The 18,178-nt window shown below is 52.1% G+C and carries 22 protein-coding genes; 8 read left to right on the top strand and 14 right to left on the bottom strand.

Annotated elements, in window-relative coordinates; translation table 11 throughout:
* Nucleotides 1–117: 117 nt before the first annotated feature.
* From ispH to EDD53_RS13675, 4 genes are read left to right on the top strand one after another with little or no spacing between them, the layout of a single operon-like run.
* Nucleotides 118–1,080, top strand: coding sequence for a 4-hydroxy-3-methylbut-2-enyl diphosphate reductase (gene ispH, locus EDD53_RS13690; RefSeq protein WP_123794122.1), 963 nt, complete (start codon nucleotides 118–120; stop codon nucleotides 1,078–1,080).
* Between the two features lie 29 nt (nucleotides 1,081–1,109).
* Nucleotides 1,110–1,568 (top strand): DUF3429 domain-containing protein, encoded by a 459-nt coding sequence (locus EDD53_RS13685; RefSeq protein WP_170162776.1) that lies wholly within the window; start codon nucleotides 1,110–1,112, stop codon nucleotides 1,566–1,568.
* Nucleotides 1,569–1,589: 21 nt separating this feature from the next.
* Entirely contained in the window at nucleotides 1,590–2,051 is a 462-nt protein-coding gene (gene rnhA / locus EDD53_RS13680) for a ribonuclease HI (RefSeq protein WP_123794120.1), read from the top strand.
* Entirely contained in the window at nucleotides 2,048–2,671 is a 624-nt protein-coding gene (locus EDD53_RS13675) for a trimeric intracellular cation channel family protein (protein ID WP_123794119.1), read from the top strand. Before rnhA ends, EDD53_RS13675 begins: the two co-directional genes overlap by 4 nt.
* A 146-nt stretch (nucleotides 2,672–2,817) precedes the next feature.
* Here EDD53_RS13675 and EDD53_RS13670 read toward each other — a convergent pair whose 3' ends face one another.
* Nucleotides 2,818–3,057 (bottom strand): GlsB/YeaQ/YmgE family stress response membrane protein, encoded by a 240-nt coding sequence (locus EDD53_RS13670; RefSeq protein ID WP_123794118.1) that lies wholly within the window; start codon nucleotides 3,055–3,057, stop codon nucleotides 2,818–2,820.
* 139 nt (nucleotides 3,058–3,196) lie between these two features.
* Here EDD53_RS13670 and EDD53_RS13665 point away from each other — a divergent pair, with 139 nt between their 5' ends.
* Nucleotides 3,197–3,820: a hypothetical protein gene (locus EDD53_RS13665; protein ID WP_123794117.1), complete on the top strand. Its 624-nt coding sequence runs from the start codon at nucleotides 3,197–3,199 to the stop codon at nucleotides 3,818–3,820.
* A complete protein-coding gene (locus tag EDD53_RS13660; protein ID WP_123794116.1) occupies nucleotides 3,804–4,853 on the top strand; it encodes a phytase in 1,050 nt (349 codons plus the stop codon). Before EDD53_RS13665 ends, EDD53_RS13660 begins: the two co-directional genes overlap by 17 nt.
* 41 nt (nucleotides 4,854–4,894) lie before the next feature.
* On the opposite strand, the gene EDD53_RS13655 is transcribed toward EDD53_RS13660, so the two are convergent.
* The 4 genes from EDD53_RS13655 to def (EDD53_RS13640) all read right to left on the bottom strand — a co-directional run bounded on the left by EDD53_RS13655 (nucleotide 4,895) and on the right by def (EDD53_RS13640) (nucleotide 7,139).
* Nucleotides 4,895–5,137, bottom strand: coding sequence for a hypothetical protein (locus tag EDD53_RS13655; protein ID WP_123794115.1), 243 nt, complete (start codon nucleotides 5,135–5,137; stop codon nucleotides 4,895–4,897).
* Between the two features lie 9 nt (nucleotides 5,138–5,146).
* Complete coding sequence (gene fmt, locus EDD53_RS13650) at nucleotides 5,147–6,052, bottom strand: methionyl-tRNA formyltransferase (protein ID WP_123794114.1); 906 nt, start codon at nucleotides 6,050–6,052, stop codon at nucleotides 5,147–5,149.
* Nucleotides 6,049–6,552, bottom strand: a complete 504-nt coding sequence (gene def, locus EDD53_RS13645) for a peptide deformylase (RefSeq protein ID WP_123794113.1) — start codon at nucleotides 6,550–6,552, stop codon at nucleotides 6,049–6,051. The genes fmt and def (EDD53_RS13645) overlap by 4 nt, the downstream gene beginning before the upstream one ends.
* Before the next feature lie 65 nt (nucleotides 6,553–6,617).
* Nucleotides 6,618–7,139 (bottom strand): peptide deformylase, encoded by a 522-nt coding sequence (gene def / locus EDD53_RS13640; RefSeq protein ID WP_123794112.1) that lies wholly within the window; start codon nucleotides 7,137–7,139, stop codon nucleotides 6,618–6,620.
* 128 nt (nucleotides 7,140–7,267) lie between these two features.
* Here def (EDD53_RS13640) and EDD53_RS13635 point away from each other — a divergent pair, with 128 nt between their 5' ends.
* The gene (locus tag EDD53_RS13635; RefSeq protein WP_123794111.1) at nucleotides 7,268–8,449 is read left to right on the top strand and encodes a MalY/PatB family protein; all 1,182 of its coding nucleotides are present in this window, start codon (nucleotides 7,268–7,270) and stop codon (nucleotides 8,447–8,449) included.
* 12 nt (nucleotides 8,450–8,461) lie between these two features.
* On the opposite strand, the gene EDD53_RS13630 is transcribed toward EDD53_RS13635, so the two are convergent.
* The 8 genes from EDD53_RS13630 to EDD53_RS13595 form a co-directional block, all read right to left on the bottom strand.
* Nucleotides 8,462–8,824 (bottom strand): hypothetical protein, encoded by a 363-nt coding sequence (locus EDD53_RS13630; RefSeq protein ID WP_123794110.1) that lies wholly within the window; start codon nucleotides 8,822–8,824, stop codon nucleotides 8,462–8,464.
* Between the two features lie 129 nt (nucleotides 8,825–8,953).
* The gene (gene cobM, locus EDD53_RS13625) at nucleotides 8,954–9,721 is read right to left on the bottom strand and encodes a precorrin-4 C(11)-methyltransferase (protein WP_123794109.1); all 768 of its coding nucleotides are present in this window, start codon (nucleotides 9,719–9,721) and stop codon (nucleotides 8,954–8,956) included.
* Entirely contained in the window at nucleotides 9,718–11,505 is a 1,788-nt protein-coding gene (gene cobJ / locus EDD53_RS13620; RefSeq protein WP_123794108.1) for a precorrin-3B C(17)-methyltransferase, read from the bottom strand. The genes cobM and cobJ overlap by 4 nt, the downstream gene beginning before the upstream one ends.
* Nucleotides 11,496–12,224, bottom strand: a complete 729-nt coding sequence (gene cobI, locus EDD53_RS13615; protein ID WP_123794107.1) for a precorrin-2 C(20)-methyltransferase — start codon at nucleotides 12,222–12,224, stop codon at nucleotides 11,496–11,498. Before cobI ends, cobJ begins: the two co-directional genes overlap by 10 nt.
* Nucleotides 12,221–13,417, bottom strand: a complete 1,197-nt coding sequence (gene cbiE / locus EDD53_RS13610) for a precorrin-6y C5,15-methyltransferase (decarboxylating) subunit CbiE (RefSeq protein ID WP_123794106.1) — start codon at nucleotides 13,415–13,417, stop codon at nucleotides 12,221–12,223. The genes cobI and cbiE overlap by 4 nt, the downstream gene beginning before the upstream one ends.
* Nucleotides 13,414–14,052 (bottom strand): precorrin-8X methylmutase, encoded by a 639-nt coding sequence (locus EDD53_RS13605; RefSeq protein WP_123794244.1) that lies wholly within the window; start codon nucleotides 14,050–14,052, stop codon nucleotides 13,414–13,416. Before EDD53_RS13605 ends, cbiE begins: the two co-directional genes overlap by 4 nt.
* An 884-nt stretch (nucleotides 14,053–14,936) precedes the next feature.
* Nucleotides 14,937–16,175 carry a sirohydrochlorin chelatase gene (locus EDD53_RS13600; RefSeq protein WP_123794105.1) on the bottom strand — a complete coding sequence of 413 codons (1,239 nt, stop codon included), beginning with the start codon at nucleotides 16,173–16,175 and terminating at the stop codon, nucleotides 14,937–14,939.
* 5 nt (nucleotides 16,176–16,180) lie between these two features.
* Entirely contained in the window at nucleotides 16,181–16,414 is a 234-nt protein-coding gene (locus EDD53_RS13595) for a DUF6732 family protein (RefSeq protein WP_123794104.1), read from the bottom strand.
* Nucleotides 16,415–16,747: 333 nt separating this feature from the next.
* Here EDD53_RS13595 and EDD53_RS13590 point away from each other — a divergent pair, with 333 nt between their 5' ends.
* Nucleotides 16,748–17,722 (top strand): glutathione S-transferase family protein, encoded by a 975-nt coding sequence (locus tag EDD53_RS13590; protein ID WP_123794103.1) that lies wholly within the window; start codon nucleotides 16,748–16,750, stop codon nucleotides 17,720–17,722.
* Here EDD53_RS13590 and EDD53_RS13585 read toward each other — a convergent pair whose 3' ends face one another.
* Nucleotides 17,723–18,100 (bottom strand): response regulator, encoded by a 378-nt coding sequence (locus EDD53_RS13585; protein WP_123794102.1) that lies wholly within the window; start codon nucleotides 18,098–18,100, stop codon nucleotides 17,723–17,725. It lies immediately after the preceding gene.
* Nucleotides 18,101–18,178 lie beyond the last annotated feature (78 nt).

Genomic DNA, 18,178 nt, shown 5'->3' with positions numbered 1-18,178 from the left:
GAGCCCCTGCATTTTACAATGCGGGGGCTTGTTTTTTCTGCGAGACAATTCTTGTCCCGCCCCCATGGACCTAAGCGGCCTTGCGTCTTAGGTATGAGTCAAACAATGGATGGCACGATGACGCAGACTTTTACCAAACCCGCCCTAACGCTTTACCTTGCAGCTCCGCGTGGATTTTGCGCAGGCGTGGACCGTGCGATAAAGATCGTAGAACTCGCTTTGGAAAAATGGGGGGCGCCTGTCTATGTGCGCCATGAAATCGTTCACAACAAATATGTGGTCGATAACCTCAAAGATCTCGGGGCTGTGTTTGTCGAAGAACTTGATGAATGCCCCGACGATAGACCTGTGATTTTTTCCGCTCATGGCGTGCCCAAAGCGATACCTGCCGAGGCTGCAAAGCGTGAAATGATCTATGTCGACGCCACCTGTCCGCTCGTCTCAAAGGTGCACATCGAAGCAGAACGCCATTCTCAAGACGGCCTGCAAATGGTGATGATTGGACATGCGGGTCACCCTGAAACGATTGGGACAATGGGGCAATTGCCTGCTGGTGAAGTTTTATTAGTAGAGACCCCAGAAGACGTGGCAGGGTTGACTGTCCGCGACCCAAACAAGCTTGCCTTCATCACCCAGACCACCCTGTCTGTTGATGACACTATTGATATCATCGCAGCCCTACGCGCGCGTTTTCCAACGATTGTTGGCCCACACAAAGAAGACATATGTTACGCCACCACCAACCGGCAAGCTGCGGTGAAAGCCATCGCAAATAAGATCGATGGGCTCTTGGTGATTGGTGCTCCCAATTCATCAAATTCAAAGCGTCTGGTTGAAGTTGGATCAGCCAACGGATGCGCTTATGCGCAGCTTGTACAACGCGCCACTGAGATAGATTGGCGCGCCCTAGATGGTATCAGCTCCATCGGCATCACCGCAGGTGCCTCTGCTCCAGAAATCCTAGTCAACGAAGTGATCGACGCTTTTAGAGAGCGCTTTGAAGTAACTGTGGAACTGGTCGAAACGGCACAAGAAAATATCGAATTCAAAGTACCGCGTGTTCTGCGCGTACCCGCATGATCAAGCGCCCTCCCCTTTTTGCAATCCTCTTGACCGCTGCAGGTCTGCTGCCATTTATCGCGGGTGCGGTACTATCCTTTGCAGGAAAAGGCGAAACGATACCTGCTGATGGATCGTATCCTTTGATGGTGGGCCAAGACGGAATAGGCATTTTATGCACCTACGGCCTCGTTATATTTAGCTATATGTGTGGTTGCTTTTGGGGGTTTGCCAGCAAAGCGCCGAACCCTAACAAGCCTCTGCCCTATATTATCGCCGTGCTTCCCGCGCTTTATGCGTTTTTCTATATCGGGCGCTCGCTGCTGGCCCAAGCACAGCACGGTGACGTTTTGCTGCATTTGACAGTCGGCTTTACAGCCCTTTTGGTTTTGGATTTTTGGTACCAGAAAATCAACCTTGCCCCTGCATGGTGGATGACGCTACGTGTCCCCGTAACTTGCGTTGTTGTGCTGTGCTTAAGCCTTGGTTCGTTTAGCCTGACGACTTAGCGTTTCTTTGAAAGGATCGACATGCCCGAAATTCACGCTTGGACCGATGGCGCTTGCTCTGGCAATCCTGGCCCTGGGGGGTGGGGTGTTTTGATGCGCGCGATGGATGGAACCACAGTTCTAAAGGAACGTGAACTTAAGGGCGGTGAAGCAGACACGACGAACAACCGCATGGAACTTTTGGCCGCGATCAATGCGCTAGAAACACTGACGCGTCCGACAAATATCACCATCACCACCGACAGCGCCTATGTCAAAAATGGCGTTACAGGATGGATCCACGGATGGAAACGCAATGGCTGGAAAACCGCCAATAAAAAGCCTGTGAAAAACGTAGATCTTTGGCAACGTATTGATGCAGCGCAAGCGACTCACCAAGTGACGTGGAAATGGATAAAAGGTCACGCAGGCCACGCCGAAAACGAGCACGCCGATGAACTGGCACGCGCAGGCATGGCGCCCTTCAAGAAGTCCCGCGCATGAACTTCATCCCGATCCTAGATTATACGTCAGTTTTGGTTTTCGCCCTGTCGGGTGCTTTGGTCGCATCACGCCAGCAACTTGATCTGATTGGATTTGCCTTTGTCGCCTGCCTGACAGCAGTCGGCGGCGGGACTATTCGGGATGTGTTATTGAACCGTGATGTGGTGTTTTGGATTGATGAACCCGCGTATATTTTGCTGGCTGTTGCCACCTCTGTGATCGTCTTTTTCACGGCACACCGTCTAGAAAGCCGCATGAAAGCCATTATCTGGGCCGATGCTATAGCGCTTGGGGTCGCGGTCGCCGCTGGCTCTGGTGTGGCTTTGAAACTAGGGCACTCGCCTATAATTGTCGTGCTTATGGGCGTTGCGACAGGCAGCTTTGGCGGCCTGATGCGCGATGTGGTTTGCAATGAAGTTCCACTTATTTTGAAACAAGGCGAACTATATGCCTCCGCCGCTTTTGCTGGATCTTTGGCTTTGGTAATGGGAGACACATTGGGTGTCGCCCCGATTTACGGCTATGCCGCTTGCTGCATTTTGACGCTGGCTTTACGGGCTGGAAGCATCGTGTTTGGCTGGACTTTACCAAGCTATAAATCACGCCCACCACGATCATAGGGCAGTTGGTACGCTTATAAATACCACGTTGCGGCGATGCCAAGACAGCAGACAACAAACCATCCCCCAGGTCGAAACATCAACCAAAGGCAGAGCCCTAAAAAGATGCGGATAGCCATGCCTGGAATGGCGAGTAGTCCAATCATCTAATCTTTGCCTTTCAGTTTTTGCCAAAACCAAATTAGGATCATCGCGCCCAACAAGGCTCCGATAAAGCCCCCCAAGGCCCCAGTCAAAACACTGATCGTACGCAAAACCAAGCCACCGACCAATGCGCCAGCGATGCCAATAGCAACAGTTAGAACAATACTTGTGTCCACGCGCATAATCCGCGTGGCGATAAATCCGGCTGCTGCGCCAAGTATGATGAGTAAAACGATGGGCATGTCATAACTGTACAGGTTTCATAGCATCGCGCCACAGAAATGCGCCCGCGACGAATGTAACATATCCGTCATGGAAACCTCATTCATCCGTTACGTTCTGGCGCTAGCTTTCGGCATTCACTTTGTTAAAGGACACAGAATGCGTAGATTGCTTCCATTAGCGCTATTGATCACGGCTCCTGCTTTTGCAGATCCCTTGGTTTCAACAATCACTGAGGGCAATGCCCATACAAACGCGCCAGAAAGTTGGCTTGGTGCGACCCCGCACATCGTCTTTATCGGCACGATCAATGGCTATGATTTCGACGCGCAATTCATGGATCTCAATGCCGATTTCATCGCAGGAGTTGACTCAAAGCGGGAATACCTGCCTGAGGGTGAAATGCTGCGCTACGCCGATTTCGAATTCGGCCTCCAAGCGATTGTCGCGGGGGTGGAAAAAACCTTTGAACTAGAATTTGAAAACCACGATTTCTCAACTGCTGCACTGCCTGCGACCTTTGACTTGCAAAGCGAAGAATTCCCAATGGGGGCCTTATCAAACCTAGAATTTGAATTTGAATGGGAAGGCAATGGGACATCTGTGAATGAAGAAATCGCGAATTGGACAGGAACGCTAACGCTAGAATTGGACAGTGGCGTTGGCACGTCTGATCCGCAAGGCGATGGAATGATCGGCGGATATGTAGATGCGAAACGAGGCGATGATCACCTAGTGGCATCCTTTACAGTACCGGTGAACGAATATGAAATTGATGAATAAAGCTGCGTTTATCGCCTTACTCATGACGCCCACGCTGCTGCATGCCGATATACCACAGGTGCAAATTCAAGCTGTAGCTGAAACGGCTGCGATAAAAGGCGATGCTGATGATCCTGCAATTTGGGTCCACCCCACAGACGGCGCTAAAAGCTTGATTTTAGGCACCGACAAAACGCGTGGCTTATATGTTTTCGATCTGGAGGGTCGCGAAGTTGCGCTGTTTGAAGACGGAAAGCTCAACAATGTGGATATCCGACCATTCTCTTTGAATGGCGAGGCCGTTTGGATCGCTTCAGCGGCTGAGCGCGAACATGAAACCCTTGTCTTTTATGTGATCAACGCAGATGGCCAGATTGCACATGGAGCGCCTTTTGCATTTCCAGGTGTCCCCGCACAGATGGCAGACACCGTGAAAGATATTTACGGATCAGCCCTTCAAAGCGACCCCGAAACAGGGCGCTTGTTCGCATGGGTGAATTTTAAGTCTGGCGATATTTTGCAATACGAAGTGACCGAAACAAACGGCCAGTTGGACCTAACCTATTTGCGCCGCCTAGAAGTTGACAGCCAACCAGAAGGCATGGTCACGGATGACAAGGCAGGGCATTTATATGTCGGTGAAGAAGATGTTGCGATTTGGCGTTTTCCGTCTTTGCCAGACAAGGGGGACACTGCGACTTTGATCACCCAGATCCCATCTGATTGCTTTCCCAAAGACGACATAGAAGGCCTAACCATCTATGATGGCACTGATGCGAAATATCTTGTGGCATCGTCGCAAGGTATTCATCGTGCAGCGCTTTTCCCACTTGATGGCGATATAATTCCAACATGTGTTGGACTTGTTGAAATCGCGGCGGGCGAGTTCGATGGCGTGACTGAAACCGATGGGCTTGATGTGGTCGCAGCTCCGCTCGGGCCTAAGTTCCCGAAAGGTGCTTTGGTGATGATGGACGACCAAAACGCAGGCTTTTCGACCAATTTTAAGATTATGTCGTGGGCTGATGTCGCAACGGCGTTGAGCCTAAAATAACAAAACGCCGCGCGGGGTAATCTGCGCGGCGCTTCACGCCGTCAACGATTGCGACGCCAATGCGTAGGCACGATGACCAGTGCACCAAGGGACGACACAATCGCGTTCACACCCGCAGGGCGCAGGCCGATGCCGAACATCAGCTTTAGAAAATACGCCAAAAACGCGCCGCCGATACAGATGATAATCGATTGCAAATATCCATTGTGGGTAAAACCTGTCTTTTCGGTCGTATAGCCGACAATACCTGCGATCACGACCGTACCGATTAGAACTGGAAACATCTTAGGCCCTCATTCAAATGTGCTGCCCTTTGGCAATTCAAGCCCCTTCAGGACCTCTGCCGCAGGCATAGCACGTTTTCCTGTACGCTGCGCCGTGAGAATTTCAACGGCATCCACCCCACAAGCGATGGTGAATCCATCTAACACCTCACCCGCTTGTCCAGTGCCTTGCACATGTTTTGACATATGAAACTTAATCCGCTCACCTGCATAGCTTGCCCAAGCACCAGGAAAGGGGGACAACCCGCGAATTTGGCGATCAATTTGATCAGCAGGCTGTGTCCAATCGATCTTAGCCTCGGCTTTGTCGATCTTTTTGGCATAGGTGACACCTTGGCTCGATTGCGGTTCTGGTGTGAGGTGATCTAGCGCATAGAGCCCATCAACAATAGCAGCAGCGCCGATTTCAGATAAGCGATCATGCAGCGTGGCCGTGGTGTCTTCGGGTTCAATATCGGTTTCCACCCGCAACAAAACTGGCCCAGTGTCTAGACCCGCTTCCATCTGCATAATGCAAATGCCTGTTTCGTTATCGCCTTCTAGAATAGCGCGATGGATAGGCGCCGCCCCCCGCCAACGCGGCAGCAAAGATGCGTGGATATTCAAACAGCCGCGCTTTGGTGCATCAAGTAAAGCTTGCGGCAAAATCAAACCGTAGGCGACGACAACCGCGACATCGGCATCCAGCGCTGCAAAGGCATCAATATCCGCAGGGTCTTTGAAATTTAAAGGGTGGCGCACCATTAGACCCAATTCTTCTGCGCGCGCATGAACGGGTGTTATACGATCTTTTTTTCCCCGACCAGCAGGGCGCGGAGGCTGACAATAGACACAAGCGATCTCATGCCCCGCTGCCACCAATTCATTCAAAACAGGGACAGAAAAGTCTGGAGATCCCATGAATACAATTCTCATTTCATGGCTCCCATTTTTTTAGCCTTTTTCAAGAACATCTGACGTTTGACTGGTTTCAAATTATCGAAATACATCTTGCCGTTCAGGTGATCAATCTGGTGCTGAACCGATGTGGCCCACAGATGCACGAAATCGCGCTCTTCCATCTCGCCAGATGCGTTCAAGAACCGCACCGTCACAGCCCGTGGGCGTGCGATCACAGCAGACATACCTGGTAAGTTTGGTGAAGCTTCTTCATGGTCGCGCATTTGTGCGGAGGCATGCAAAATTTCAGGATTGGCCATCAAAACAGCTTTGCCGCGTTCTTGGGAACAATCGACCACAGCCAAGCGCTGTAAAACACCGATCTGCGGACCTGCCAAGCCATAGCCAGGCATCGCATCCATTGTTTCAACCATGTCAGACCATAAGGTGCGAATATCATCTGTGATGGTATCAACAGGGGCACAAATGGTTTTGAGGCGTTTATCGGGATAGGGCACAAAAGGGCGTTGGGTCATGAGTTACCGATCTTTCACTGGATTGCGGACATGCCAGAGGTGCCGCAAGACTGCGACCCAACCCTCTATCCGCGCGCCAGCTCACGTTTGTATTTTTGCATTTTGCGGGTGATCATCTGGCGTTTGAGCGGCTTCAGATAATCAATGAACAACGTACCATCGAGATGGTCGATTTCATGCTGAACACATGTCGCCCATAAGTCATCAAATTCTTGTTCTTGCGCGGCACCCGTCACATCCTGCCAAGTCACACGCACCATTTTTGGGCGCTCGACATCCGCGTATTGATTTGGGATCGACAAACAACCTTCTTCATAGATGTTGCGATCTTCACTTTCCCAAACAACTTTCGGATTAACCATCGCTATGGGGTCGGGGGTACCGCCCTCTTCTTTGACGCAATCCATAACCAAAAGGCGCGACATCACGCCAATCTGCGGCCCCGCTAAACCAACGCCTGGCGCATCATACATGGTTTCAAGCATGTCATCAGCCAGTTGCGCGAGGTCTTTGTCAAAAACGCTCACGGGGTCACATACCTTTTTAAGGCGCGGGTCGGGATGGAGAAGGATCGGTTTCAATGTCATACGTCAGCATTTAGTCAATCCACTTGGATTTCGCAACATCAGCCTGCATGCGCCTGACATCAAAAAAGTCATTTTCCATTCGCGAACTTGCAAAGTAGGGTCAAACCAAATTGGCAAAGGATTTTCTAATGACCGAACAATCGCCGTTTGACGAAGTTATCAATCGTTTCGGAACCCATTGCGCGAAATGGGACTTGATGGAAAAAATCTACAACGTGCCCGCAAAAGACGGGATCGCGATGTGGGTGGCCGATATGGACTTTCGTCCCCCTGCGCGCGTTCAAAAAGCCCTAGAAGATATGGTCACACATGGGATTTACGGCTATTCGGGGGATGAAACAGCCTATACTGATGCCATTCGCTGGTGGATGAAAACCCGTCACAATTGGAACGTCGAGGCCGATTGGATTTTCACCACTCATGGCTTGGTCAACGGCACAGCAATGTGTCTGGATGCATTCACGCAAAAAGGCGATGGCGTTGTCTTGATGACACCCGTCTATCACGCCTTTGCTCGCACGATTAAAGCCGCGGACCGCCAGGTTGTCGAATGCAAATTGGCACAAGAAAATGGCAAATACGCAATGGATTTTGCGACATGGGACGCGCAGATGACTGGCGCTGAAACCATGTTAATCTTGTGCTCTCCGCATAATCCAGGCGGTCGTGTATGGACGCAGCAAGAATTGCAAGGCGTCGCGGATTTTTGCAAACGCCATGACTTGATTCTTGTGTCAGATGAGATTCATCACGATTTGATTTTGGGCGAAGCTCAGCACACTGTGATGGCGCAGTTCAAAGACATTACAAATCGCTTGGTGATGATGACTGCGACGACAAAAACATTTAACATCGCAGGCACACATGCAGGCAATGTAATTATCGAAGACAAAGCGCTGCGCGCACGTTTTGCAAAATCCATGATGGGTCTTGGAATATCGCCAAACTCATTCGGCTTGGCGACAGCAACCGCCGCCTATTCCGCCGAAGGTGCCGCGTGGGTCGATGATTTGACGGCTTATTTGGCAGAAAACCACCGCATTTTTGATGAGGCGATCAATGCCATTCCTGGCCTGAAATCTATGCCACTTGAGGCCACGTATTTGGCTTGGGTCGATTTTAGCGGCACGGGCATGGCGCGCGAAGAATTTACCAAGCGTGTTGAAAGAGACGCGAACATTGCCCCAAACCATGGGCCGACTTTTGGGGCGGGTGGAGAAACCTATTTACGGTTCAACCTTGCAACGCCACGCAGCCTTGTTCTGGAAGCCACGCGGCGTCTGGCAAAGGCCTTTGAGGATCTGCAATAGCCGCGAAGGCATCTAACGGCTTGAAAGCAAAGCGACTGGCGCGTCTTCGGGCTGGTCGTAATCCAAAGCGGGGCGATCTGTTGTTGCTGTCGACCGCTTGAAATCAAAGAGCATTTCAAAACCGTCATCTTGCGAGGCGACGATCAAAGCTTGGTACATGTGGCGCGCGCCATCATAAATATCCACGTATCCGCGCAGACGCTCTGCGTTTTCGCGATCCACCGCAAAACCATTATCCCACAAGCGCAAAATTGGATAAACATTCTCGTCCGTGCGCACCCGCAATCGTGAACGACGTTTTAAATCCCGTTTGCGCGCAAGCTCCAAACCCTCACGAACCTCTTTGGGCAAAAAATCATGTGCATAATCAGACATAGGAACTCCGCAGGTCTAAGTGATCAGGTGATGCTAACTTGACACAATCGTACTGTCGTTCAAGTTAACCTTTCATGACAAAAAGACAAAGTACTTGTTTGCCGCCCTAAAACCCGTCTCGTCCAACTGTTACGGTTTCACTTTCGGGCGTAATACATGCGGCATTTCAGGGTCATATAGCGCAGAATCCTTAAAATCCGACACCTCGCCCATGGCGGGCCCCACCAAAATAAGCGCCGTGCGCGTGATCTTTTCGACACGAACCTTTTCACGGATGTCGCTTAGCGTACCGCGAATCAACATTTGATCGGGCCACCCCACACGATAAACGACAGCCACAGGGCAGTTTTCACCATAATATGGCGCGAGCTGACGTTCAATTTCACGCAGGTTCCGCACACCCAAGTGAATAGCCAAAGTTGCGCCTGTTTTGGCAAAATTTTCAAGTGTTTCGCCGGCTGGCATAGATGTCGATTTCATCGACACACGCGTCAGCACAATGGATTGTGCCACTTCAGGTATTGTCAACTCTTGCCCCAATGCCGCCGCTGCTGCAGCATAAGCTGGTACTCCCGGAATGATTTCATAATCTATTCCATCAGCACGCAGGCGGCGGATTTGTTCTGCAATTGCGCCATAGAGTGACGGATCACCAGAATGAACGCGGGCCACATCCTGACCTTTTGCGTGGGCTCGCTTGATCTGCTCATGGGTGTCATCCAAAGTCATCGGCGCGGTGTCCATCACGAGGGCATCAGCGGGCGCCCCCGCCACAACTTGTTCTGGAACCAGCGATCCCGCGTAAAGACATACAGGGCATTCACCGATCAGACGTTCGGCTTTTTTGGTCAATAGTTCTGGGTCACCTGGACCTGCGCCGATAAAGAAAACTGTCATGACAAATCTCCGTCAATTTTACGTGCATAACCACGCGGCGTATACATACGCGGGCCTTCGCCCAATTGCGCCAAACGCGTATTACTTGAGCCGATCAGCACGACAGTCAGCATATCAACCTCATCGACTTCCAATTCATCCAAGCGGCGATACCGCACGTTTTCAGTTGGCCGACCAAGGTTTGACGCCAACATGACGGGCGTATCTGCGGGACGGTGTTTTAGCAAAATATCACGCGCTTCTGCCAACAGCGTACGGCGCCTCATCGACACTGGATTGTAGAAAGCGATCACGAAATCACCTTCAGCTGCGGCTTGCAAGCGGCGCACAATATCAGCACGCGGGGTCAGTAAATCTGACAGCGAAATCGCGCAAAAGTCATGCCCCAAAGGTGCGCCCGCACGGGCTGCTGCTCCTTGCAAAGCTGACACACCCGGAGAGCAAACCACCTCAACGCGGTGCGCTGCATCAGAGACGCCATGGTCGTCGGGGGCGCGATCCAGCAATTCAAACACAAGCGCTGCCATGGCGTAAATGCCTGCATCGCCAGAGCAAACTAGTGCTACGTTTTTACCAAGCGCAGCCTGTTCCAGCGCATAACGGCACCGATCTTCTTCACCACCCAACGGAAAATCACTACGTGCTTTGCCAGCAGCTAAAGGTCCGAGCAAATCTATATATAGGCCGTAGCCTACCAATTCTTCTGCCTGAGACACCAATTTTGACACCTCAGGTGTGCGCCAAGCGGCTTGGCCCGGCCCGATCCCGACAACAGCCAAACGCCCACGCGCACGACCTGTATACTCGGTGATTGGCGCGTCTGACCGTGTCAGCGCGCAGGTTGTATTTGCGGTCTTTACTTTTTCAACCGACAGAGTGCCACCTGCGGCCAAAGCAGCCCCTTCGGACACGCCATGACAGCCGACTTCCGCAAAAACCACATCGGACGGATTGGCCAAATCTGCTGCGTACTCTTCCAGCTCGCCTGCGGTGAAAAGGCGTAATGGCACATTCAACCGCTTAGCCAATTCGTTCATCGCAGGTTCATCGGCCTTGAGATCAATCGTGTTTACTGACGCGATTGCACCCTCAGCTATCCCGTTGTCGTATAACGCTTTTTGAACCAATTCCCAAAGCTCATCTGGATCCGCATTACGCGCACAGCCCACGCCCAACGCATAGCGCTGAGGATGATAGACAAGCTTGGTAGCACTGCCCTGAACAGGGGCGTCCGTGACGCATAACTCAATCGCGCCATCAACATCTTCAAGGTCAAAAATATTCTCACCGGTGAGGCTGACGCCCTCGCCCGCCAGCAAAGACGCCATCGCATCTTTGGCGTCTTCGGGGTTTGCCAATCGGTATCCCAAGGGCGGCTCGTCCAGCGCGATACCCAAGCCGATATCACCTGCAGTTGTCACGGCAGCCTGTGCGCCGATGCCTTTTGCAATGTCACGCGCTATACGGTTTGCACCACGGTGCCCACCCAACAGGGGGATAACAACCGCCCCATCATCAGAGACCGATAAGACGGGCGGTTCACTGCGCTTGTCGCTCAGCAACGGCGCAACGGCACGGATCAAAATACCCGAAGCGCAGACACCGATGATCGGCACACCCGCAGCAAAAAGATCACGTGCGTGATCCAAAGCATTGGCAAAAGTCACTTCACAAGATGTGCGACCCTCGCGGCCGTGGAGGTCTGCAGATAAGAGTTCGGCGACTTTGCGGGCCACCTCTTCGCCTGAACGGTTCAAGCATAAGACGACGGGTTTTACAGCCACGGATCGGCCCCTTTCACAATCAAGATCATTGAAAAATACGGCGCTGTCTCGGGCGCGTCTTTCAACGGTTTCACAACTTCATTGGCGCCAGTAGCGCGCTCGATATAAACGGATTTTTCGGTGAGGCCTGCCGTATCGATCAGCGCACGTACACGTTTGAAATGGCGCCCGAGCTTCATCACAATCACTGTATCGCTACCTGCGATTTTGTCGCGCAATGAGGCATCTTCAAGCGGAGCAGGCAAAACAGTCATCACCTCGTTACGTGCCACAAGCGGCAGCTGTGCGACAGCGGCACAGGCCGTTACAGAGGTGACACCGGGCACAATTTCGACCTGAAAATCTGATCTCAAACGCGCAAAGAGATACATAAAAGACCCGTAGAAAAACGGATCGCCCTCACATAAGACAACGACGTCTTGCCCAGCTTCCAATGCCTCGGCTATTCGGGCTGCGCCTTGATCATAGGCGTGTTGTGCAGGGCCACGTGCGACAGTCATCGGCACATCCATCACGATCTCACGCGTGCCCTGCGCGATAAATTCAGCAGCGATGGAGCGGGCGAAAGATGCTCCGCCTGCAAGTGTTGGGTATGCAATAACGGATGCTTCGCGAATTAAGCGCGCGGCCTTGAGCGTCATCAATTCAGGATCGCCGGGCCCAAGTCCAATGCCATAGACCTTTCCGCGCTTAACTTGGGATAAAGGGGCATGGGTCATAGTTTTACGATGCTCCACTGTGTCAAAGGCATGGCTGCCCGCCAGCCCGTTAATCGTCCCACAGGTTCTGCGTGACTGACAGCTATACGGCTCAGATCACCACCGTGCTGCGCAAATAAATCTAGTAAAACTGCTTCACCTTCGAGCGTCACCGCATTGGCCACCAAACGCCCATGTGTTTTTAAAGCTGCCCAAGCGGTAGCGAATGTCGCATGAGACAACCCACCGCCGATAAACACCGCGTCAGGCGCGGCAAGATCAGCCAAAGCATCAGGCACTATACCGTCGACTACAGTCAAATTCGCCCCCCCTAAAGTAACGGCATTTTCCAACGCCATGCTACGTCGATCTGCGCGGCGCTCTATGCCAATTGCTCGCGCATTCGGCGCAGCTCTCAGCCATTCAATGGCCACCGATCCTGATCCACATCCAATATCCCAAAGCGTAGCGCCACGCATCGGCATCAGCTTGGACAAAGTGAGTGCACGGATGTCGCGCTTGGTCATGGTGCCGTCAGAAATGAATGCATCATCAGGTAGTCCGATCCTAGGCTGCGGTGATATATGCGACTCAAGAACGCAATCGATCGCGAGGCTGTGAAAGTCAGGGACGCGGTGTGCCCAAGTGTTTGCCAAGCCATCAAAGCGCTGCTCGGCCGCACCGCCCATATGCGCCAAGACCGTCATCTTGGATTTACCATACCCACGTGCCGTTAGAATCTGTGCAATTTCATGCGGAGTCTGCGCTCCTGCGGTCAATACGATGAGTTTTTGTTGCGGAGCAAGAAAGGGTAGAATCGTCTCAACAGGTCGCCCGTGAACGGTGAGCGTTTCGACGTCTCCCAAACTCCAATGCATGCGTGCGGCCGCCAATTGAAAAGCGGATACTTGCGGATGAAATAAAACATCACGCGCGGGAAATTTGGTCGCAATACTAACGCCCACAGAATACCAAAGCGGATCGCCCGTGGCCAAAACTACCACCTGATTACCGCGCAGATTTTCTAGGGTCTCGGTTAATGCGTGAAAGGGCGATGGCCATGACAGTCGGTCCGCTGCGATTTCACTGGTCAAATCGTGATGACGCTGCGCGCCAACAATAACATCAGCGTTTTCCAAAATACAGCGAGTCGCAGGAGTTAAGCTTTCGAGCCCATTGTCCCCCATGCCGATGATATGGATCCAAGCGCTCATTCGCCAATCTCTGGCAAACCAACCGCCAAGGCATTGACGGCAGCAGAAGCAATTGCCGATCCGCCACGCCGTCCGCGCAGGGCAACAAAATCGCAGCCCCGCGGATGGGCCGCCAGTTCTGCCTTGGATTCAGCCGCGCCGACAAATCCTACAGGAAATCCTAGGATGACAGCAGGTTTGGGCGCACCCTGATCGATCAGTTCAAGCAGGTGAAACAGGGCTGTTGGCGCATTTCCGATTGCCACCACCGCCCCTTCCAGATGATCTGCCCAGAAATCAACAGCCGCCGCAGAGCGTGTATTGCCGATGGACTTGGCATGCTCTGGTGTGCGCGGGTCATTCAGCGTGACGATGACGCTGTTATCCTTTGGCAAGTACCGACGAATGATACCAGCACCAACCATTTCACAATCGCACAGGATTGGTGCGCCGTTTTTCAAGGCCTCGTGGCCCGCGGCATAAGCATTTGCGGAATAGGCCAAACGATCCGCAACTTCGATCATTCCGCAGGCATGGATCAGTCGAATGGCGAGGCGTTCCATCCCCGCATCAAACCTATCCAACTTGGCCTCCGCACGCACTGTGGCAAAGCTGGCAGCATAGATAGCTTGCGGATCTTTTTCATAGGGACGCATAAGATTGGGCGCTTTCTGAGTTGAGGATTGTACGGCGCGCTGCACATTCGCTTGATGGGCCACGCCCATGATGCTGGCCTCATGTTTAAGCGCAATTGTATTGCGCGAAGGGGCGCGCATCATGGCATCAAGCTGCCCGTTACGATCAAGTTGTTGTAAGGCGCGCGCCAAAGTTTCGACTTGGGTTTTGTCACGAGGCTCAGCTTCGTTTTGCGCAATGTCAATCAGTGATGGGAAGACTTCTGCAGCCACATGTGAACGTCCTTCTCCCAAGGTTTGAAATGGCCAAATCGCCAGATCGCCCCGTGCGTGGCGCAGTTTTTCCAACCTTGCGATCCCAGTTAAAGTCTGTCCACCCACCGAACCTGCACCGCTGAGCTTCCACACCTCTTGCGCGGCTTTCGCATCTTCGTCAGCTTGGCGTAAATTCTGGGGTAAGCTTTCACCCCAGCCCGTAGGCTTTTTACGCGGCAACCCATCGATGTCGCGCTTCAGGCCATTGCCCCAAAACGGACCATCCGCGGCGAACAACTGGTTTATTGCGGCAGCCGCATCAAAGCGGTTGTTTGAATTGTCGTCAGCATCTTCGATTTCATGCGCAATCATCGCCCAAACATCACGCCAGTCTGCCTGAGGCCCAAGAGCCTGTGATAGCCCCTGTGGATAACCAAATGCAAAGTCGAACCCTAAGAACACGCGTTGATTTTGCGCTGTCGCTGAATCGAGGATGCCCGAGATGATTTTCATGGCATGGCTGCGCGTCGCAGGGTTTGACACCTGTAAGCTGTCGCGCGCCTGTGCGATCCAAATACTGTCTTTGCCCGTACGTGCAGTGCTGGCAGAGGACCAGTCCACCATCACATGCACGTCAAATAGATCGCGCTTCACGACTTACGCGCAGATTCTGGTCCATGCGGATGTTTGGCATGGGGATATTCTGCGTGATGATGGTGGTCGTGATCATGTGCATGATCATGGCTGTGGCTGTGGCTGTGGCTGTGGTCATGGTGGTGATGGTGGTGGTGACCAGCATTTTCCAAACGACACATGCCCGTACAAAAGTGATCGCAAAGCGCACAATCGGCCACGTTAGATCCAGGCGCTGAAGCGCCTTGACCTTCGACGTGATGATGATGACTTTCTTGAATCGATCCCACTTCGGTTTCAAACCCTAAGATCTGTGTGCGGTATTTGCACATCACACAGGTAGGCGGCGTCACATCACCGAAAGCAGGGTGATTTTGCCCCTGAGCGCGTGCAGCAGCGCGGGCTTCGGCTGTAATCGTTTGAGTTTCTTGACCTTCGATTTCAAGAACTTGCGTACGATAGGCGCAAATGCCGCAATTGGGCACAGGCACATCGCCTTGTTGTTCCAAAATACGCTCTGCAAAAGTTTCTAGAACTTTAGGGTGGTCATTCAAATAGCCGGCTTTGACAAACTGAATATCAGGATGTTTTGCGGCCACTTGGTCTGTAAAGCCGTAGATTCGATCAATCAGAATGCCGGTAAACAAGAAATAAGGAAACACGATCACGCGTTTGTAACCGAGTTTAGCGACATGATCTAAACAGGGTTCAACCAGTGGGAATGTCACGCCCGAATAGCCTACTTCGCCCCAGCCGAAGCCCATTCCTTCCCAAAGCATGCGCGCAATTTTGGACACATTACCATTGGCATCGGGATCAGATGCGCCACGGCCAATCACGACCAAAGCTGTCTCGTGCAACGGCAATTCGCCGTGTTCTGCGTTTGCGGCTGCAACAGCGTCTTTGATACGCGCACCAGCAGCGGCGATCATCTTGGGATCAACGCCAAGTTCACGCCCGTATTTCACATCGATCCCATGCTTTGCGGCATAGGTGTTGAGCACCGTGGGGATATCGTTTTTGGAATGCATTGCGGCAAACAACATGCCAGGCACAGCCAAAATACGATCACAGCCCGCTTCGCGCAAACGGTCTAGACCATCGCGGATCACGGGGTTAGCAAATTCAAGATACCCGTAATCGATCATCCAATCGCTGGGCAAAAACGCAGGCAACTTTTCTGCCAGCACCGCGAATTCATCCACGGCGGCTTGGCTGCGAGACCCGTGGCCGCAGATCATAACTCCAGTTTTCATGGCACTCACGCTTCCTGAAGATCGCTGTCAGCGTCGTCGCTGACTTCGGCGTCAATCTTGTCTTGCTGTGCGGCTTTTTTCTTACCTTTCAGAGCGCCCCAGATCGCAATGCCTGCGGCTGCACCCAAAGCGGCGCCAGCGATCCAGTGATCATGGCCTGCAAGTTCGCCAACATGGCCGACATGGGCCAAAGCAGGGGCTGCAATTAAGGTGAAAGCTACAGTGATTAGGTGCCGCATAGTATATCCTTGTCTCAATCCTCAGCCGAGGTAACTCGACTGCGTTATCGCCCTTGGGCGGTTTCAATTCAAGGAGGTTGGGATGAACCCTGACGATGCCATTTTGAATTCCCTGTTTGGGTCAATTCAGCCTAGCCAACCTCTCTGGCCTGCTTTTGTGCAGGCGTCGTCCTGCCCGTCTTATAGAAGCGGCGCTGGAAAATCGCAATTCCTTTACCGCGTTGGTTAGCACGACGACGATTGTGCAGATGCGCACCTTACCTTGTAGACCCGCGCAGATTGCTTTGTTCGGACAGGGCTCTAAGTTACCGTTCGACCATAGCGGAGATTTACATGGGCTTTTTACAAGACGGAAAATGGAACGATTCTTGGTATGACACCAAAAGCACGGGCGGCAAATTTGTGCGCTCGACAGCAGGGTTTCGCAATTGGATCACACCAGATGGCGCTGCTGGCCCGACTGGGGAATCAGGCTTCAAAGCCGAGGCTGGTCGGTATCATCTATACGTGTCCTATGCTTGCCCTTGGGCGCATCGCACATTGATCTTTCGCACATTAAAAGGTCTCACTGCTTTGATCACAGTCTCTGCTGTGCACCCCGATATGCTTAGCGATGGTTGGACATTTTCGACCGATTTCAACGGCGCCACAGGGGATGATCTGTTTGGCCTGCCTTACCTTCGCGACATCTACACGCGCGCCATGCCTGATGTTTCTGGCCGTGTAACGGTTCCTATTCTATGGGACAAAGAGCGCGGCACAATTGTGTCGAATGAATCTTCGGAAATTATCCGCATGTTCAACTCAGCCTTTGATCACATCACAGGCAATACTTTGGACTTTTGGCCAGAAGCCGAACGTCATGAGATCGAAAAGGTAAACGAGCGTATTTACGACACCGTGAATAATGGCGTCTACAAAGCAGGTTTCGCCACATCGCAAGATGCATACGACGCGGCGATCACACCGCTGTTTGACACTTTGGATTGGCTCGAAGAGCGCCTGTCAAAAACAAGATATTTGATGGGAGACAACCAAACCGAGGCAGATTGGCGCCTGTTCACAACTCTGGCGCGTTTTGACTTGGTCTATCACGGTCATTTCAAATGCAACAAGCGCATGTTGAAAGATTACCCAAACCTTTGGGCATACACGCGCGACCTGTATCAAACTCAAGGGGTGGCAAAAACAACTCGATTTGATCACTGTGTGCGCCACTACTATTACAGCCACGATATGATTAATCCGCACCGCATCCTGCCCATTACACCCGAGTTGGACTGGTCGGAACCACACGGCCGCGACTAACTAGTTGTCCGCGCTTTCAGAAGTGCTTCCATAGTGTTGCACCATCGCAGTCAAGTCACTCGGCTCGACTTGCGAGGTCACAAAAGCGCGGGCATTTGACATATGTTGAAAAATCGATCCGTCTGAGAAAAATGTAGAATTTGTCACAAAGATCACAGGCATATCTGGGTATTTATAATTGGCATAGTCCGCAACAGCAAAGGCGGATCCTTCAGTCAATACCAGATCCAACACAACTAAATCAAACTGCCTTTCTTGCAGTAAATCGATAGCGTTGATTTGATCTAAAGCCAATTCCACGGCAAGGCCTTGCCGTTGAAGGTGCCCCTTCCACAGCGCAGCAAGATCTGCATTACTTTCAACGATCAGTACTTGCACCGTGTCTCCTGTGGCATCAATGCTATGTGGATATTCATTGCGAAAACCTTCGAAAAGCCATCTTTCAAATTAATGAAT

This window comes from Pacificibacter maritimus (assembly GCF_003814915.1).
Classification (GTDB): Bacteria; Pseudomonadota; Alphaproteobacteria; order Rhodobacterales; family Rhodobacteraceae; genus Celeribacter; species Celeribacter maritimus.
Note: the sequence above shows the minus strand (reverse complement) of the source record. Positions and strands in the feature narration are given on the sequence as shown.

Excerpts from the sequence above, each read along its gene's own strand:
- cobI (WP_123794107.1), bottom strand. The coding sequence starts at position 12,224 with ATGACCCATGCCCCTTTATCCCAAGTTAAGCGCGGAAAGGTCTATGGC.
- EDD53_RS13665 (WP_123794117.1), top strand. The coding sequence starts at position 3,197 with ATGCGTAGATTGCTTCCATTAGCGCTATTGATCACGGCTCCTGCTTTT.
- EDD53_RS13670 (WP_123794118.1), bottom strand. The coding sequence starts at position 3,057 with ATGCCCATCGTTTTACTCATCATACTTGGCGCAGCAGCCGGATTTATC.
- EDD53_RS13655 (WP_123794115.1), bottom strand. The coding sequence starts at position 5,137 with ATGTTTCCAGTTCTAATCGGTACGGTCGTGATCGCAGGTATTGTCGGC.
- EDD53_RS13675 (WP_123794119.1), top strand. The coding sequence starts at position 2,048 with ATGAACTTCATCCCGATCCTAGATTATACGTCAGTTTTGGTTTTCGCC.
- ispH (WP_123794122.1), top strand. The coding sequence starts at position 118 with ATGACGCAGACTTTTACCAAACCCGCCCTAACGCTTTACCTTGCAGCT.
- EDD53_RS13595 (WP_123794104.1), bottom strand. The coding sequence starts at position 16,414 with ATGCGGCACCTAATCACTGTAGCTTTCACCTTAATTGCAGCCCCTGCT.
- EDD53_RS13630 (WP_123794110.1), bottom strand. The coding sequence starts at position 8,824 with ATGTCTGATTATGCACATGATTTTTTGCCCAAAGAGGTTCGTGAGGGT.
- def (WP_123794112.1), bottom strand. The coding sequence starts at position 7,139 with ATGACATTGAAACCGATCCTTCTCCATCCCGACCCGCGCCTTAAAAAG.
- def (WP_123794113.1), bottom strand. The coding sequence starts at position 6,552 with ATGACCCAACGCCCTTTTGTGCCCTATCCCGATAAACGCCTCAAAACC.
- EDD53_RS13600 (WP_123794105.1), bottom strand. The coding sequence starts at position 16,175 with ATGAAAACTGGAGTTATGATCTGCGGCCACGGGTCTCGCAGCCAAGCC.
- cbiE (WP_123794106.1), bottom strand. The coding sequence starts at position 13,417 with ATGAGCGCTTGGATCCATATCATCGGCATGGGGGACAATGGGCTCGAA.
- rnhA (WP_123794120.1), top strand. The coding sequence starts at position 1,590 with ATGCCCGAAATTCACGCTTGGACCGATGGCGCTTGCTCTGGCAATCCT.
- EDD53_RS13590 (WP_123794103.1), top strand. The coding sequence starts at position 16,748 with ATGGGCTTTTTACAAGACGGAAAATGGAACGATTCTTGGTATGACACC.
- EDD53_RS13605 (WP_123794244.1), bottom strand. The coding sequence starts at position 14,052 with ATGCGTCCCTATGAAAAAGATCCGCAAGCTATCTATGCTGCCAGCTTT.
- fmt (WP_123794114.1), bottom strand. The coding sequence starts at position 6,052 with ATGAGAATTGTATTCATGGGATCTCCAGACTTTTCTGTCCCTGTTTTG.
- cobM (WP_123794109.1), bottom strand. The coding sequence starts at position 9,721 with ATGACAGTTTTCTTTATCGGCGCAGGTCCAGGTGACCCAGAACTATTG.
- EDD53_RS13660 (WP_123794116.1), top strand. The coding sequence starts at position 3,804 with ATGAAATTGATGAATAAAGCTGCGTTTATCGCCTTACTCATGACGCCC.
- EDD53_RS13635 (WP_123794111.1), top strand. The coding sequence starts at position 7,268 with ATGACCGAACAATCGCCGTTTGACGAAGTTATCAATCGTTTCGGAACC.